Source organism: Arenibacter arenosicollis, from assembly GCF_014397245.1.
Classification (GTDB): domain Bacteria; phylum Bacteroidota; class Bacteroidia; order Flavobacteriales; family Flavobacteriaceae; genus Arenibacter; species Arenibacter arenosicollis.
Window position 1 is genome coordinate 25,756 of record NZ_JACLHY010000031.1, and the last position, 16,976, is coordinate 42,731.

General features: G+C 40.5%; 11 protein-coding genes. 4 read left to right on the forward strand and 7 right to left on the reverse strand.

What is annotated here, in order from left to right; translation table 11 throughout:
* Window positions 1-27 precede the first annotated feature (27 nt).
* Window positions 28-1,362: a sugar porter family MFS transporter gene (locus tag H4O18_RS20010; protein ID WP_187587971.1), complete on the forward strand. Its 1,335-nt coding sequence runs from the start codon at window positions 28-30 to the stop codon at window positions 1,360-1,362.
* 134 nt (window positions 1,363-1,496) lie between these two features.
* Window positions 1,497-1,625 (forward strand): hypothetical protein, encoded by a 129-nt coding sequence (locus tag H4O18_RS22415; RefSeq protein ID WP_262509684.1) that lies wholly within the window; start codon window positions 1,497-1,499, stop codon window positions 1,623-1,625.
* Between the two features lie 136 nt (window positions 1,626-1,761).
* Here the strand turns inward: H4O18_RS22415 and H4O18_RS20015 are convergent, their stop codons facing one another.
* The 5 genes from H4O18_RS20015 to H4O18_RS20035 form a co-directional block, all read right to left on the reverse strand.
* On the reverse strand, window positions 1,762-3,213 hold the full coding sequence (locus tag H4O18_RS20015; RefSeq protein ID WP_187587973.1) for a DUF1501 domain-containing protein: 1,452 nt from the start codon (window positions 3,211-3,213) through the stop codon (window positions 1,762-1,764).
* A 6-nt stretch (window positions 3,214-3,219) separates the two neighbouring features.
* The gene (locus H4O18_RS20020; protein WP_187587975.1) at window positions 3,220-6,063 is read right to left on the reverse strand and encodes a DUF1549 domain-containing protein; all 2,844 of its coding nucleotides are present in this window, start codon (window positions 6,061-6,063) and stop codon (window positions 3,220-3,222) included.
* A 251-nt stretch (window positions 6,064-6,314) separates the two neighbouring features.
* Window positions 6,315-6,599, reverse strand: a complete 285-nt coding sequence (locus H4O18_RS20025) for a hypothetical protein (protein ID WP_187587977.1) — start codon at window positions 6,597-6,599, stop codon at window positions 6,315-6,317.
* A gap of 644 nt (window positions 6,600-7,243) precedes the next feature.
* Complete coding sequence (locus H4O18_RS20030; protein ID WP_187587979.1) at window positions 7,244-8,215, reverse strand: NAD(P)-dependent alcohol dehydrogenase; 972 nt, start codon at window positions 8,213-8,215, stop codon at window positions 7,244-7,246.
* A gap of 486 nt (window positions 8,216-8,701) precedes the next feature.
* Entirely contained in the window at window positions 8,702-11,035 is a 2,334-nt protein-coding gene (locus H4O18_RS20035; RefSeq protein WP_187587982.1) for a helix-turn-helix domain-containing protein, read from the reverse strand.
* Window positions 11,036-11,440: 405 nt separating this feature from the next.
* On the opposite strand from H4O18_RS20035, the gene H4O18_RS20040 reads away from it, so the two are divergent.
* Together H4O18_RS20040 and H4O18_RS20045 are read left to right on the forward strand one after the other, a co-directional pair.
* Window positions 11,441-12,061, forward strand: a complete 621-nt coding sequence (locus tag H4O18_RS20040; RefSeq protein ID WP_187587984.1) for a CatB-related O-acetyltransferase — start codon at window positions 11,441-11,443, stop codon at window positions 12,059-12,061.
* Window positions 12,062-12,272: 211 nt separating this feature from the next.
* Entirely contained in the window at window positions 12,273-14,324 is a 2,052-nt protein-coding gene (locus H4O18_RS20045; protein ID WP_187587986.1) for an alpha/beta hydrolase family protein, read from the forward strand.
* Window positions 14,325-14,525: 201 nt separating this feature from the next.
* Here the strand turns inward: H4O18_RS20045 and H4O18_RS20050 are convergent, their stop codons facing one another.
* Together H4O18_RS20050 and H4O18_RS20055 are read right to left on the reverse strand one after the other, a co-directional pair.
* Window positions 14,526-15,908: a Gfo/Idh/MocA family protein gene (locus H4O18_RS20050; RefSeq protein ID WP_187587988.1), complete on the reverse strand. Its 1,383-nt coding sequence runs from the start codon at window positions 15,906-15,908 to the stop codon at window positions 14,526-14,528.
* Window positions 15,893-16,957: a dihydrodipicolinate synthase family protein gene (locus tag H4O18_RS20055; RefSeq protein ID WP_187587989.1), complete on the reverse strand. Its 1,065-nt coding sequence runs from the start codon at window positions 16,955-16,957 to the stop codon at window positions 15,893-15,895. Before H4O18_RS20055 ends, H4O18_RS20050 begins: the two co-directional genes overlap by 16 nt.
* Between the last annotated feature and the right edge of the window lie 19 nt (window positions 16,958-16,976).

Sequence of the window (16,976 nt, forward strand, 5' to 3'; positions counted from 1 at the left end):
GCTTTACAAAAATCAACAAACCAAATTATGAATTCCAAAATTCTTCGTATTTCCCTAATTGCCGCTTTGGCCGGATTTTTATTTGGCTTCGACACTGTAGTCATTTCAGGTGCCGAAAAAAAATTACAACTTTTGTGGAATTCCTCGGAAGCTTTTCACGGAACGGTAGTAATAGGCATGGCTTTGTTTGGAACCGTTATTGGGGCAATTTTAGGTGGAATACCCACCAATAAAATTGGTAGAAAAAATACCCTTATTTGGATAGGTATTCTTTATTCCATCTCCGCCATAGGTTCTGCTTTTGCAAACGACCCAGTTACCTTTGGAATATTCAGGTTTATTGGCGGTTTGGGTGTTGGTGCTTCAACCGTGGCAGCTCCGGCCTATATTTCGGAAATTGCTCCGGCAAAAGATCGGGGAAGATTGGTTGGCCTATACCAATTTATGCTTGTATTTGGAATCCTTGTGGCCTTTATGTCCAATTATGCCCTCAGCAATGTGGGCGAAAACGATTGGCGTTGGATGGTGGGCGTTGAAGCTTTCCCCGCTATAATTTATACCTTATTTGTTCTTACCGTTCCTAAAAGTCCAAGATGGCTTTTGACTAAAAACAGAACCGATGAGGCCAAAAAAATTCTGTATTCCATAAACCCAGATCTGTCCTTGGAAGAATTGGAAGCGGAAATTGCCTATGGAGAAGAAAGTGCTGCCGCATCTGAAAGTATTTTTATGAAAAAATATCGTTTTCCTTTGACATTGGCCTTTTTAATCGCATTTTTCAATCAATTCTCTGGAATCAATGCTTTTCTATACTACGCTCCCCGAATATTTGAAGCTGCAGGATTGGGTGAAAGTACTGCACTACTCAGTAGTATTGGGATCGGTATCACCAACCTCATCTTTACCCTATTGGGTATATTTCTAATTGACCGCCTAGGTCGAAAACAATTAATGTATTTTGGCTCTATTGGTTATATAATTTCATTATCACTGGTAGCAGCTGCTTTTATTTTAAACTGGGAAGGCATGGCAGTCCCTATTTTTCTATTCTTATTTATTGCATCGCACGCCATAGGTCAGGGTGCGGTAATTTGGGTGTTTATTTCGGAGGTATTCCCCAATCATTTAAGAGGAACCGGTCAGGCCTTTGGCAGTTCTGTGCATTGGGTACTGGCATGGCTTATACCCTCCTCTATACCTGCACTTTTTGCTTGGGTAGGTCCAGGACCTGTTTTCGGATTCTTCGCCTTTATGATGGTGTTGCAATTGCTCTTCGTAATGTTTATGATGCCGGAAACCAAGGGAATTACCCTTGAAGAACTCGGCAAAAAACTGAGTAGATCTAAAAATAATATCGATTGATTTCCAGCAGTTTATCGAAAATTTTTACAATACAACGGATTAGTATACTATTTCAAAGTCATTTAACGGATTTGACTCTGAATCCCATCATAATTTAAGGATAATTCATTAAATTGTATTAAAATCTTAATATTATGGAAGATGTTACTTTTGGCACTAGGGTGCTCAATGGATTCCTAAGCCTTATGGTAGTAGTATTGGTCGCCATTCTATTAGCCGTGGTAGTCTGTCTTATTTTAGCAGCTTTTGGTTTCTTCAATTGAAACTGGACCCTAGGCTTCTAGACCTATACAATTCCAAGTTATATTATTCCCCCCAATATAACAGGACCCTTTATTTATATTATTTCAGCTTGGCCTGATTCTATAGTTCTTCAAACGGAACTCCATTGAAAGGCATTTAGGTCACTATTCTTTCGCCAAACAAGTCCAATATTGGTTTACCTTGTCCATCCGGAGTGGTGTAAAATGGCCTACCTTCAATAGTATAATTTGTTTCTGGATCCATACCCAAGGCATGATATATGGATTGATGCACCTGATCTATAACCACTGGGTTTTCAATTGAAGAGCAGGGTCGTTCATCTGCTGTTTTACCGTACACCAAACCTTTCTTGACTCCGCCGCCCCACATGAGTATGGAGCTACCATCGGTAAAATGTCTATGCATACCATAGAATTTTTCGTCCTGGATAATATCTGGCTGATCTACTTGGTCCTTTACAGGAACTCCTGGTCGACCTTCCATAATGGCATCCCTACTAAATTCACTGGCCAGTATTATAAGCGTTCTATCCAAATGCCCTGATTCGTTTAGGTCTTTTATAAGTTGTGCTATTGGCCGGTCTATTAGCTCTTTCATTTTCGCAGCCCGCGTATGGCCATTCTCATGGGTATCCCATCCAAGAAATGGTTCATATTCTGTGGAAACACTGATGAACCTACCTCCGTTCACGGCCAATCTTTTTGCCAGAAGGCATCCCAGCCCAAACCTACCTGTATTGTAGGTGTCATACACCTCTTTGGGTTCCTGTGATAGATCGAACACCTTAGCTTCAGGAGAATTTAATAACCGATAGGACTGTTCCATAGAACGCATCAGGGATTCCCTTTGATAATCACTGCCGCCCTCCATAATCTTGCTCTTATTAGCCAATTCCTTATAAAGTTTATAGCGGGCTTCAAATCTTTTAAGCGACATCCCTTGAGGTGGTCTTACACTATCCAAACCTGTAGAAGGATCCGGTATTAGGAAGGGACCATATTCACTCCCCAAGAATCCAGCAGAATGAAATGCCTTCAATTCCTCTGCCTCCCCAACCGTAAATCGCTGTCCCATTGCTATAAATGGAGGAATAACCGGGTTTACAGGTCCCATTTCTTTGGCAATCCAAGCACCTATATGTGGAGCCTGCACAGATTGGGGCGGCTCATAACAGGTATGCCAATGGTACTGATGACGCGTATGTAATATATGACCAAGATCTGCTGATTTATAAGAGCGGATTATAGCACCCTTATCCATTACACCCCCTATCCCTTCAAGTCCCTCCGAAAAATGTAATCCGTCCACAATTGTAGGCACCTTAGGAAAGGTACTTAAAACTCTTTTGCTTTCCACTCCCTTGGTGTAGGGTACAAATGCCTTGGGGTCAAATGTTTCCGTATGGGCCATACCCCCGGCCATCCACAGTAAAATAATGGTATCGGCTTTGGAAGTTATAGCTGGAACCGAATTGCAGGAACTTAAAAAACTGGCAAGTGGAATACTGGTAGAGGCTGCCGCCAGACTAGCCGCTCCCATCTTTTTAACAAAATCCCTTCTCGCACTACTATGTAAATCCTTATTCATTTTTTGTTAGTATATAAATTGAAATTCGGGCGAAATGAACATCGACCAAAAAAGATCCTGCAACGCCTCTTCTTTTGAACCGGTCTGCAATGCACTGAGCATTATTCCCCTTTCCTTATCCGTTGGATTTCTACCCAATGTTTTTTGGTATAGATTGAGCACTATTTGTTCATCCTTATCTCCATACTTCTTCAGCCATGCCTCTGCCCCTTCCTTTAGAACGCCATTAAAATACTCCCCATTGGTCAACTCCAGAGCTTGTAACAAAGTAGCCTGTTCATCCCTTGTGGTGGCTACATTTTCCCGAGTAGGCCTACCCATAACCTTCATAAATGGATGTTGTTTTACAAGGCTGGCCCTAGCAAATTCCCGTTCCGTATTTTCAAAAGTGAAATTTACCAACTTATCCCAGTTACTTGATCCATAATTACGGACACCTAGCCAACTACCATCATCAAATGTTAAACTTACCCATTCGCCTTCCGGTTGTACATCGGTGCTTTTCCATTTATCATTGGAGGTAACCAGCATTTCCGATCCATCTTCAAATTGGATTTTCATAGCGAACAGGATACCCGCCGGATTAGCAATGCTTCCCTCATTATTTCCCTCTATAGCTAATATATTATCACCTTCAACAAGCTTGTCCCCAACCTCTAACTTATCTACTTTTCTCCAATCCGTTCCCTCCGATATTATTTTACCATTGAGATACAGGGTATAGGAATGATCAACGGAAATTAGTGCCTTTGCTGTCTGGATTTTTTTCCCCTTTAAATTGAAGCCATGTCGGAAATATCTCTTCCCTGCCTCGGGCAGTACATCACGATCAAACTTAACTTCCCTATGCCAAACCCTATTATAAGGCAAACCTTCATTATTGGGGTCATATGCCGCCGCATAATACATGGGGGCAACTACCTGGCTAACGGCGTCCGAAAATTGCTCTGCACTTAATCGTCTTAGGATTGGCCCATTGAATACATATCCTTTTTTCAAATCCTCTTGATTTTCCAAGCGGGTAGACTCCAATTGGTAAGTCTTGGAGGTCATTATCATTTTCATTAAATATTTTACATCATAACCAGCGTCCACAAAATCAGCAGCCAACCAATCCAACAAATCAGCATTCCATGGTTCATTGTCCATTTCGTCTACGGGTTCAATAATCCCCCTTCCCATAAAACGTTTCCAAAATCTATTTGTGATAGTTCTGTACAACCTACCATTCTCGGGCTTTATCATGACCTCTGAAAGCAATAGCAATCGCTCCTTTACACTTTCCGCCTCTACCGAGCCGAGTTCTGGATATAGAAAATTTACTTCGGCCATTTTCCCAATGGGCATATCGCATCTATTTAATTCCATAATGGAATCTGCAAAAATAGAGGCAAACCCATAGGATTGCTCCAAAGTAAGATTGCTCACAAAACTGTTATGACAGGAAGCGCACTTTACATTGACTCCCATTAAAGATTGACCAATGTTCTGGGCGGCCTGCATCTCGGTGCGTTGACTGGCATTAACCAAGCCCCGCCATTTAATCCCATTGATAAACCCCTCCGATTCTTCACTTGGATTTATCAATTCCTTGACCATAATATTATAGGGCTTATTGTCCATGAGGGAATGGTACAACCAATCTGTAATCTGTTTACGACCACCCGTTATAAATCCGGGACCACTATAATCATTCCTGAGTATATCATTCCAAAAACTCAACCAATGCTGGGTGTAATTATGATTATCTCCCAACAATTCATCTATAAGCTTTTCTCTCTTCCCCTTATCACCGTTGTTTACAAATTGATCTATTTTTTCTGGCTCAGGTAGTAGGCCAAGAATATCCAAAGAGGCACGTCTAATAAATGTTCTGTCGTCCACCACCTGGGGCCATTTCAACCTCTTTTCCTTAAAATAGACATCCATAAACTTATCTATGGGATGTTTTTCATTGCTAGTCTTGGGAATATCGGGCATTGTCAAGGCCAACTCGGCTTCGGGAAAAATCTTAAGCGCCCCATCGGACCACTTTGCCCCGTTTTTGATCCATAATTCGATCAATTTTATTTCATTGCTTTTCAAAACCTTTCCTTTCTTGGGCATAACTTCATCATGATCAGGTGGAAGACTTATTCTTCGGAACATCTCACTCTCCTCCGGCCTACCTTCAACAATAATTGGGCCCGACTTCCCTCCTTGGTAAACCCCACGTTTATTGTCCAGTACCAGCTCCCCTTTTTGTTTATTTTCACTGTGGCATTGATAACAATTATGAGCTATAATTGCCCTTACACCCAGATTAAGATCTTCTTGTTGAGCTTCGGACAGTGAATCCAACCCCTTTAATTCAGCCAAAAGTACCGTGGCCTTTCCATCGTCATAAGAATCTTGATTATACGGCAAGACACTGGTTAAATAATCTTCCCCATGGGTAAGACTTGCACCCAAATGACCGGCAACAACCAGTAACAATACGGTTACAAAAAGACCAAAGCGATAATAACCATAATTTGCAAGCTTTCCATTTAAAGTACTTCGCAACAAGAACCAGGTAATAGTGGCAAAAACTGCTGTTGCAATACCCACATTCTGATGAAACTGAACCAAATCTCCTACATAATCGTCATTTGTACGAAGCAACCAGCCCAAGACTGCAGCTAGTACGGCAAACCCAGATCCCAAAGCAATCATCCAATTAATACCTTCCCTAAGACCTTGTCTTTTACCGCCAAGAGTCAAAAATTCTAAAAAAATTGCCCCCACCAACAAGCCTATCGGAAAATGTACTACCATAGGATGAAAGCGTCCTAACAACTGAAATATCCAGTCCCACGAATTACTGTCCATAATTGCAATTTAATATTTTTCTGTATGCTAATATTTTACGAATTAAGAGGTTTACAGTTCTCAACATAATTTTAAGCATATTACATTTATTTTCCTCTAAGTTAACTATTCGATTTAAAATGCAATGCCATTTTGTACAGTTATTCACAAAAAAAAGCAACCCTATTTAGGTTGCTTCTACTAATTATTTCCTTACAGAATTACCATGTCCCAGTGATAAGTAATAACTTGGACAGGTTAGGCGGAGAATTCTATTTTCGTGTTTTTTTTATGCTATCAACTTCCTTTCTAAATCTCAATATCATCAAACTATCCAATTGACCACCAATGCTGTCCCTCATAGAGGACCAATTTTGGGAGTTCATATCCCCAGCGTACCGCATTATCTTATTAAATCTAGCCACGTTGAACCTATTGGCTTTCCAAGCGGCCTTAGTACTTTCCTGATGCTTTAAATCCTGCAAGTAAATACCGACCCCAAAACCAACTATAACAAAACCCAATACCAATAACCAACGGGCGGATGTTTTAGACATATTCCGAATTTAGTTTAAACAATAAATTAATCCATTTGGACACGATAATATATTTACGTTAAAAATAGCATCCATGGACCGTTAACATTAAGAAACTTTTTCTATGACCTAAACATCTTAACAACAAGCGCTACTAAACAAACTTGGAAACTACCAATACCAATACAATAACTGCAAAGGCGCCGCTAAATGTCAATACAAGGTCAATTAAATTGAATTTCTTTTTCATCACTTTATTTTTTATTGTTTTCCATAGTCAACACCATAACACTGATGAGGTATTTAATTTTGATTTGGTTATTCCTTGGTTTAAATTATAAATGTGCAATTAACTTAGGCACATTTCTTAATCTAAAGTTAGTGTAGATCGATCGAGTTTCAAAATATCAACGTTCAACTCTAACAAACCTTGGATAAAATGTACATTTAGCTTAACTACCAACCGAAAATGATATAATCCACTTTATTAAATGCCCTAAAAATACAATCCTAAATAACGATATTCAGTAGGAACCTTAATGGCTTTTTCAGTGGCCAATTCCATGGTAATCATTTAACCTAAAAAAAAGACTTTTAAAAAGTATGCTGCTATATATTCTATAAAAACGCCCAAGCCTGGAGAAAAGGTTGAAAGTCACCCCTTCTTATAGCTTTAGAACTACATTGCCTTTTTTGTGGCCTGTATCCACATACCTATGTGCAGCAGGAACTTCGGTCAAGGAATAACATTGGTCAATGATCACTTTCAAAAGGTCGACTTCCAAAAGGCCAGTGAGTGCAGTTAGCATTGTCCTTAGTTTTGGAACAGCCAAAAGACCTGTAGCTGAAAATTTGGCCTTTTTACTTCCAAATATAGTGGTCCATAACATTTGAAATAATAAGGGAAAACTAAGTACCGGTGAAAGGTATGTGCCATTTTTCGCCAGTATTCGTTTACACTCGGAGAACGAACTCTTGCCCACCGTATCAAAAACAACATCGTAACAATTCCCCGTTTTTGTGAAATTTGTTTTTGTATAATCTATAAGGTAATCCGCCCCAAGAGACCTAACCATCTCCAAATTGGAAGAACTACAAACACCTGTCACTTCTGCACCATAATATTTGGCCAACTGTACCGCAGCTGTACCCAAACTTCCAGAGGCACCATTTATTAGCACCTTTTGACCACTTTTCACTTTGGCCATTTCATTTAAAAAATTCCAAGAAGTTAATGGCCCATCACAGATGGTTGCTGCCTCCTCGAAGGATATTATATTAGGTTTTATAATTATTAATCCATCTTCCGAAATACACAGGTATTCTGCATTGCTACCTTGTCCAAATACCGATTCGCCAAAAACATGATCTCCCTTTTTAAATAGACTTACATTTTCTCCAATTGACTCAATTATCCCAGAGAAACCGGTGCCAACTATGGGATACTTAGGCTTGGTTAAACCAATAAAAAGTCTACCATACCATGGACTCCCTCTTCGTATCATGGTATCCGCGGTGGTTACACTGGCCGCCTTTACCTTTATTAAAATTTCATTTTCCCCAGGTTGGGGTTTTGTTATTTCCTTAAGTTTCAGAACATCGGGAGCACCATACTTGGTAATCACTATTGCTTTCATATTTTTTTTTGAGACAAATGTATACAGTGCAGATAAGTCAATCGTTCTAATTTCAAAATCGGAACAAAGTCCCAGAAGTTTTTTATTGGTTCTGTTTTGGAAATGCGTTTAACATAAAAAGTGGTGTGTTACTCTGATCGAAGTCTCCCAAACCTCAACCACATGAGGGTATTCGGCCTTGGCGATCATATCTATGCTATAGATCATATATATTAATCTTGAGGAGACCTCAAAAATAGTATTTTCGAAAAATTTTCGAGCAACTCTAAATCGTCATGAGATTAGGATGTTATTAAGATGGTAATCAAAATTGCTATCTCAATTGAAATTTGAATGATAAAGCGTATGGCCATTTTTAAAAAAAATTACATTAGTTATATTTCTATGATGAAACCCAAATTTCTTTTAGCGCTAAACTGGTTTTATTTCTGACAAAGATGAATGAAATGGGAGTACCAGTCGTTCGGGTTTGGAAATCGGAACCTTTTAGGAAACTGTTTTTTTCCAATAGGTCCTAGGAGTTGTGCCCATCGTCTTTTTAAAGTAGGTATTGAATACGGTCTTGGAGTTAAATCCACTATCGTATGCCAAAGCTAGAATGGTGAGGTTTCGTTGCGTGGGGTCGGCGACCTTGGACTTAAAGGTTTCCAAGCGGTAGGAATTAACAAAGTCGGCAAAATTCTTCCCATATCCCTCATTCAGCAGCTGGGATAAATGATTGGAAGGGATTTCCATCATTTCCGCCAAAGCCCTAAGTGTGAGGTTGGGATCAAGGTATGGTTCCTCTTCCAACATCAACAAATCCAATTGATTCCTATATTTCTTGATCTGTGTTTTATTGATCAGGGATTTTTGGTACTTTCTTTTAGCGGTCCCAAATTGATTATCCTCCCCCAAAACCTCTCTCCTGAGTTTCTGAAAACCGGGCATTCCGTTCATGGGCTTGAGTATTGGCTCCACAAATAAATAGATCATCATTGGCAATCGGTGGGCAATACCTTTTTCTATTAATTTAATGGTTTCCTGGGTCTTCCCCAAAAGTGCATTACATAGAATCAGCAAGTTCAATGCCCTACCCATTAGATCGGTTTCCAAAGCAGCTTCCAACTTAACAATTCCCTTTTCTGCTTGCTCTTTCTTGCCCAAAACCGCATAAGCCATGGTTGTTCCTCCCAACCTCATCACATCTTCGGTTTCATCCTGAGGAAGTTTCTCAAAAAACGCCAATCCTTCCTTGCATTTTCCCTTTAGCAAAAGTGCTTGTCCCCAAAATAACGTAGACGTTTTAAAATCCGATTTCAGTTCCACTGCCTTTTCAAAACTACTAATGGCGCTGTCATATTTTTCTTCGCAGTAATCAATAAATCCTTTGAGATGATAATTAACGGACGAAAAAGGATCAAGCTGAAGGGCTGTTTCAATATATGTTCTTGCCGCTGCAAATCTGCCTTCGGCTACCAAGGTGGATGCCATGCTTGGATAATATTCAACTATGGGACCAGCTTCATACACTCTGTTCAAATGCCGATAGGTTCCTGGGAGGTCCCATTTTTGAATCAAGGAGGCATAGGAAAGGTGCAATTGACATTCGGGCAAGTTTTCATCCAATTCCATAGCCTTGTCCAGAAAAGGCTGGCCTTTGGCAAAGGCTTCTCGTAAAGGAACCAATCCTATTGTTCCCAAAAGGGTATAAGCCAGATGCATCCCCAAATGGGCCAATGCAAAATGGGGCCAATCCTCTATAATTTTTTCCAATATTGAAATCCCTGTTTCAATATCTGACTTGCCCATTTTTAGAATATGATATCTACTTTTTAAATAACCTTGATATACATCGACAGGTATTTCTGGGTCTTGGATCAATTGTTCCACAATATCAAAATGACCAATATGCTCCCTCAACCTTTCGGCAATAAGAAGGCTAATTTCATCTTGAACGGCAAAAACATCCTCCAAAGACCGATCAAAAGTTTCGGACCAAAAATGATAATCTTCCTTTACATCGATTAGCTGGGCAGTTATGCGCATTTTATTGCTAGATAAACGCACACTTCCCTCCAAAATAGTGGACACATTAAGTTCCTGACCTATCCGTGAAATAGGTAGATTAACCTTTTTAAAGTGAAATGAAGATGTTCTCGAGGTCACTTTTAATCCCTTAATTTTTGAAAGGGCATTAATGATTTCCTCTGTCATACCGTCACTGAAATACTCATTATCCTGACTGGAACTCATATTTACAAATGGGAGCACGGCGACTGATTTTGCCTCTTTTTTCGGAATACCCTTAAGTTCAAAACTTTTAGGAATTTTTATTCCCTTGTTGGTTACTGCATAGACTTCAACAGGTTTTGAGATATTCTTTAGCTTAACCTTCCCTAGGGACTGCGTTAATATGTGAGGATGATTATTAAGTTCATCGTTTAGTTTACCGGACAGAAGTATTGAACCTGCAACTCCCAAACTCTCTATTCGTGAGGCTAAATTTACTCCGTCGCCATAAACTTCCGTTCCATCAAAAACAATATCTCCTAGATGCAGACCTATACGAAGTGGTACTGGGTTTTCCTTCTGCAATGCCATTTGAATATCTATGGCGCATTCCACAGCCTCCAAACCACTTGCAAAAACACTCAGTGTTCCGTCACCATAATATTGAAGGATATCCCCATTATAAAGCTCATGGTTCTTTTTAAACTCCTGCCTATGAAGTGAACGCATTTCCACCGCCGCATTTTCATCCCTTTGCATTAAGGCTGTATAACCAACTATGTCCGTAAACATTATAGCGGCAATACGGCGTTTTTTTTTGCTAGGCATTCGAAAAAAATCTTAGTCGGTTTTTAAATTGGGAACCTAATCAAAAATACAATAATTTACAAAAACCATTTTGGGTATAAATTTTAAAAAGGCGTTAACTATACTTTGGTTTTTCATTGATTAATTTTGTAGTTCGCACTTCGATTTACTCCCAATACAAGAAGAATTTTTACCCTTATAATACCGTTTGGGCATTTTGTTTTTGAAACCTTACTTTTTAATATATTTGATATAACAACGATTATTCTTGCCAATTACACAATTTATGGACTTTTTGTAATCGCTTCAATTAGCTTAATTTGGGGATATGGAAACTTTTTCAAATTAAAAAACTATCATTTCAGTATTCCCTTTTCGATTTTTCAGTAGGCATTTTAATAAGTTATTTATCAAATTTTTAATGTTATGAACGCACCTGATAAAAACGATCCATTTCCATTGGAAAATTACGATCGACTCTGCTTTTTAAAGAATATTGTAAAGAACCCTAATATTGTAGTAGGTGATTATACCTATTACGATGATTTTGAGGATGTGTCCAATTTTGAGAGAAACTTCAAATACCATTTCGACTTTGTTGGAGACAAGCTTATTATTGGAAAGTTCTGTATGATTGCCTCCGATGTAACCTTTATTATGAACGGGGCCAACCATTTGAGCAGTTCAATATCCTCCTACCCATTCGCCATTTTTGGCAAGGATTGGAAACATGCGATGGATGGAAAAAGCTATCCTTCCAAAGGGAACACAGTTATAGGCAATGACGTATGGATTGGCTACAAAGCCACCATTATGCCGGGAATTACAATTGGCGATGGAGCAATTATAGCCAGCAACACCACGGTGGCAAAGAATGTAGAGCCCTATAGTATAGTTGGGGGCAATCCGTCCAAATTAATCCGAAAACGCTTTTCAGAAGGGGACATTGCCAAATTATTGGAACAGCAATGGTGGGACTGGCCAATAGAAAAAATAACTGCCAATGTCCAAAATCTTACCGGCACTAACTTAAACCTATTGTTTTAAAATTTTCTTACCAAAGGATTTACCGGTTGTTTCTTTTTGATTTACAACTTTTTAAACATCATATTCAAATACATTTGGTAGTATATTTTTATATATTGTAAGTAAAGTGTATCAAAATAAAAAGCTACAACAAGTCTAGTCAGAAGCAGAATCGTGAATCTAGTGTTGATGTATGCAACAGTTTAGTTAAAAAAAGTAAACACGCAATTCAATGAAAAGGCAATCTATTGTAATCCTTCTTTTTGCATTTTGTTCAATGTTGACATTCCCTCAATCTTTTGAGCTTACAGTTGATACGAACTTTGATCAACCAAATAACATTCGTCAACATCTGTGTACGGTGGCCAGCAATATTACCCATAATTCCTTAAATGATATTAAAAATTTGCAGGACTGGGAGGCTGTCCGCGAGGAGAGGCACCATCAATTTATTGAGATGTTGGGGCTACAGGGAAAGCCCCTTCAAGGAAAAAGGTCTCCCTTAAATGTAACCAAAACAGGAAGCATTCAAAAAAAAGGATACCGTATCGAAAAGCTATACTACGAATCTTTGCCCGGTCTATATGTGCCCGCCAACCTCTATATTCCCAATGGAATCAAAAAACCGGTGCCCGCCATTTTGTATGTAAGTGGCCATGCCCATTCCCAAAAATACAACTATCAAGCACATGCCAAGAATTTCGCCGAAAATGGCTTTGTGTGCATGATTATCGAAACCATTCAAAGAGGAGAGGTAGAAGGTGAACATTTAGGTCAGGAATCAAACGGATGGTTCCATTGGTACAGTAGAGGCTACAATCCTGCCGGGGTGGAAGTATGGAACGGAATACGAGGCTTAGATCTATTATCTGCAATGCCGGAAGTAGATCAAAATAACCTGGGGGTAACCGGCATTTCTGGAGGTGGCTCCCAAAGCTGGTATCTACCGGCTGCCGATCAACGAATAAAAGCTGCTGCGGCCGTGGCAGGCGCAAGTTCGCTTGAAGGACAAATAGCTCAAAAAACAATCGATGACCATTGCGACTGTATGATGCCGATCAACACTTATGGCATCGACTTTTCCGATATTGGTGCATTGATTGCTCCACGACCGTTTATGATTGCACAACCAAATCGTGACCTGTACTACTCCATCGAGGCAGTCCATACGCTGTACAATAAGATAAAACCCATTTATTCCTCCTACGGAAAACCAGAAAATCTGATTATGAAAGATGCGACTGGGGGACATAGTTATGGATCGAAGGAAGAACTGCGACCAGAAATTTTATCATTCTTTATAAAAGAATTAAAAGGAAAGAAGGCAAAACCGGAAGCCCTTATTAATATTGACACCACCAAGGAACTGTCGGAGGAAGAATTAAAAGTCTATATAAATGGTGTGCCAAATGACAATAGAACGAAATCTATTCAGGATTCGTTCGTAGACTTGGCCACAGCGCCAGAAATTAAAACGGTAGAACAACTGGATTCCTATAGAAACGAGGTAAAGGCTTTTTTGATAGAAAAAACGTTTGGCGCATTTCCCGACGAATCCCAACCGCTGGATATGCGATTGATTTTTAGGTCTTCGAGTAAGTCGGGAGATGAACGAAAGGATTACAGTTTTGTTTCCGAGGAAGGATGGCGCTTGAAGGTGTCCCTTCATACAGGGCAACCCACAAATACCGCCAAACCCCTTGTTCTCGTATTGAAAAATCCCAATGAAGAACGCTATGCATCGGCAGGATTGGCCGGAGGTCTGGGCGAACAAATGACAGTAGCCTATTTTGAGGCGCGGGGCATCGGCGACACGGGCTGGTCCGCATCACAGCAATGGCATATACGGAGGGCAGCAGCTTGGACTGGAAGAACCATCGCCTCCATGCGTGTCTATGACGTGCTACGCTGTTTGGAAGCCTTGCGAAGCATCCCGGGCTTGGATGCCGACAACATTAGCATTCTGGCACAGGGTGAAATGGCAGCAATTGCCGCTTACGCCGCGTTGTTTGATGGTCATGTAAAATCACTTTTGCTTAAAGACCCCCCAGCGACCCAAAACGTGCCCAGCGAACCAACAGGGAAGGGAGAAGCCATAGAAATGCTTAATTGTTTGAGGGTTACGGATCTACCGCAAGTGGTAGGTTTGCATTATCCCGATGAAATCGTTATTATCGGCAATGAGCCCAAAACATATAAGTGGACCCAAGACCTGTATGAAAATTTGGATAGGTCTGATGGCTACAAAAAAGTTCAAAAAGTATCTCAATGGGCGGATGATTAATTTTAAGGAATACTTTCCGCTGACATTTCAAATAAATGAATCCAAGATATAAGTAATGGCCTTAATGACCCCACTCTTAGGATTAACGCATATGACTCCATATCCCTGCCACTTTTTAAATTAGATGCATCAATATGATGTTTAACAACAGATTATGGATAATTGATTTCTTAGGGGCTACATTAAACAAATCCTTTCATTCTACAGCACCCTCACACCCGGCTTTGGTATGGCATAATTACCATCTTCCAAGGGTGCATTGGCCATTTTCATATCCCATGACATTGAATCTGGGACAATACTCAAATCGGAGGCCTTGGCCTTATCCAATTCAATAATCTGGCCGGACTCGATCGCCATGCGGCCCATGATCGTGGTCAAACTACTTTCTGCACCAAATTCAACGTTGTTCACATAGGGCTTGGATCCCAATATCGCGCCGATAAACACATCCTGTTCGATTTGTGAAGATGAAGGGTCGTCCCTTTCACGGTACCGCCAAAGCGCATTACCCTGATTGTCGAGAAACTGATAACGCTCATCGGCTCTAGCTTTGGTACCTTGTACATTGAACCCCATTCGGTTGGCGCAATTGTCCATTTGGCGACATTGTACGTGTAATTTCGAGCCATCGGCATATTCGTACTCCACATAATGGTGATCGAATATTTCCCCATGATCCGGGCCTTCCAGCAGTGCCCTGCCACCCATTCCACTTGCTTTTATGGGGTAAGCCTGTTTTATCCAGTTGATGACATCGATCTGGTGTATGGCCTGCCCTGCCAGCTGTCCACCCCAAAGCCAATTAAAATAATGCCAATTGCTGATCTGGTATTCCAGTTCTGTCTGGCCTTCTTTTCGTGGGTGCACGGTGGCTTTGCCTACATTGTAATACACATCGGCAGAAAGCACGTCGCCGATTTCTCCTGTATGTATTTTCTTTACCATTTCATTCATGGCGATTTCGTAGCGGAATTGCAGACCTACAACAACGTTTAGTTTTTTATCTTCTGCTTTTTTTCCCGTTTCGATTATTTTACGATAGCCCGGACCATCTACGGCCAAAGGTTTTTCCAAGAACACATGTTTTCCAGCATCGATGGCATGTTGAAAATGTTGGGGACGAAATCCCGGCGGGGTTGCCAAGATGACCGCATCGCACTGCGCAATAACCTTCTCAAACGCATCCATCCCTAAAAATTGACGTTCTTTCGGTACAGCTACCTGATCGGAAAATTTGGTGGTTACCTGTTGAAGGCTATTATCGAGCTCATGCTGGAAAACATCGCCCATAGCGACTAGCTGTACTGACTTTGAAGCGGTCAAAGCTTGAAAAATAGCACCTGTCCCACGACCGCCACAACCTACCAATCCCAATCTAATTATTTCATGGCCCAGTACATTGGCACTTGAAAATATCGGCAAGTGGCTGAAGACCATACCGGCTGCTAGCGTTTTGGCCGATGTCTTTACAAAAGCTCTTCTGTCGGTTTTATTTAATTCTTTCATAATCGCTATTTTTATTTTGATTCTAACTATACTGTAATTTATAAGTTGAAACAATACAACTAATCCTCCATCCATTTCTCAATATGAACCCTTATAAACTTGTCATCATTAAGTTCAGGGTAATCACGGTAAACACGGTCGATTTCCTCTTTTTGTCCTGGAGAAAGGTTTTCCTTTTCATCGAGGCACCAAATTCCCTTTAAAATTCCTTGGCGGTACAATACTTCGTGAATGCCAGCGATACATCCATGAAAATTATTGGCAGCATCGAAAAAAGCGGCATTTGAATCGGTTACGGCCACGTTCAAGGTCAATAGTTCCTTTGGCAGGTTACTTCCACTCTTTTTTACCTTTTTTATCTTGTCGAGCATTTCAACCGCCTTACTTGTCCAAACTGCCCAATGACCCAACAAACCACCGACTATGTCTTTGGTTACTGGTTTATTATTGACGTTGAACTTATATGTGGACAATAAATCATTGACTATATTATCATCGTTACCCGTATAAAGGGCGATGTCATCGCATCGGGACGATTCACAGACCGCCCTGACCACCTCCAAGGTTTGATAGCGGTTGAACGGGGCCATTTTTATGGCGTGAACATTCTTTATTTCGGCAAAAGCCTTCCAAAAATCAAAACTCAATACCTTCCCTCCTACCGCCGGCTGAAGGTAAAAACCGAATACGGGAATGATCTCGGCAATCTTTCGGGTACGTTCCAATAGAGCCTCTTCGGTCCAATCTCTCAATCCGTTTGTACTGAGCAGCACGATGTCATACCCCAATTTAGCACATAATTTGGCTTCCTTGATCGCTTGTTCCGTATTGCCGCTTACCCCAGCCACTTTTATGAAGGGCCGAATTAGATTCGCCTTGTCGATTTCTTCTAGCGCCAGTTCCAACACTGTTTGGTATAATCCGATTTCAGGATCGCGTATCTGAAATTGGGTGGTATGTACGCCAATGGCTATGCCACCGGCACCGGAAGCTATATAATAGCGAGTCAACAGGCGTTGCCGAGCCTCATCCAGCTTACGGTCGGCGGTAAGGGCCAACGGATGGGCCGGAATCACTGTTCCCTCATTTAATAATTCCTTTATTTTTGAATCCAAATCTTTCATTTTTTTGAGTTCCTTTTAA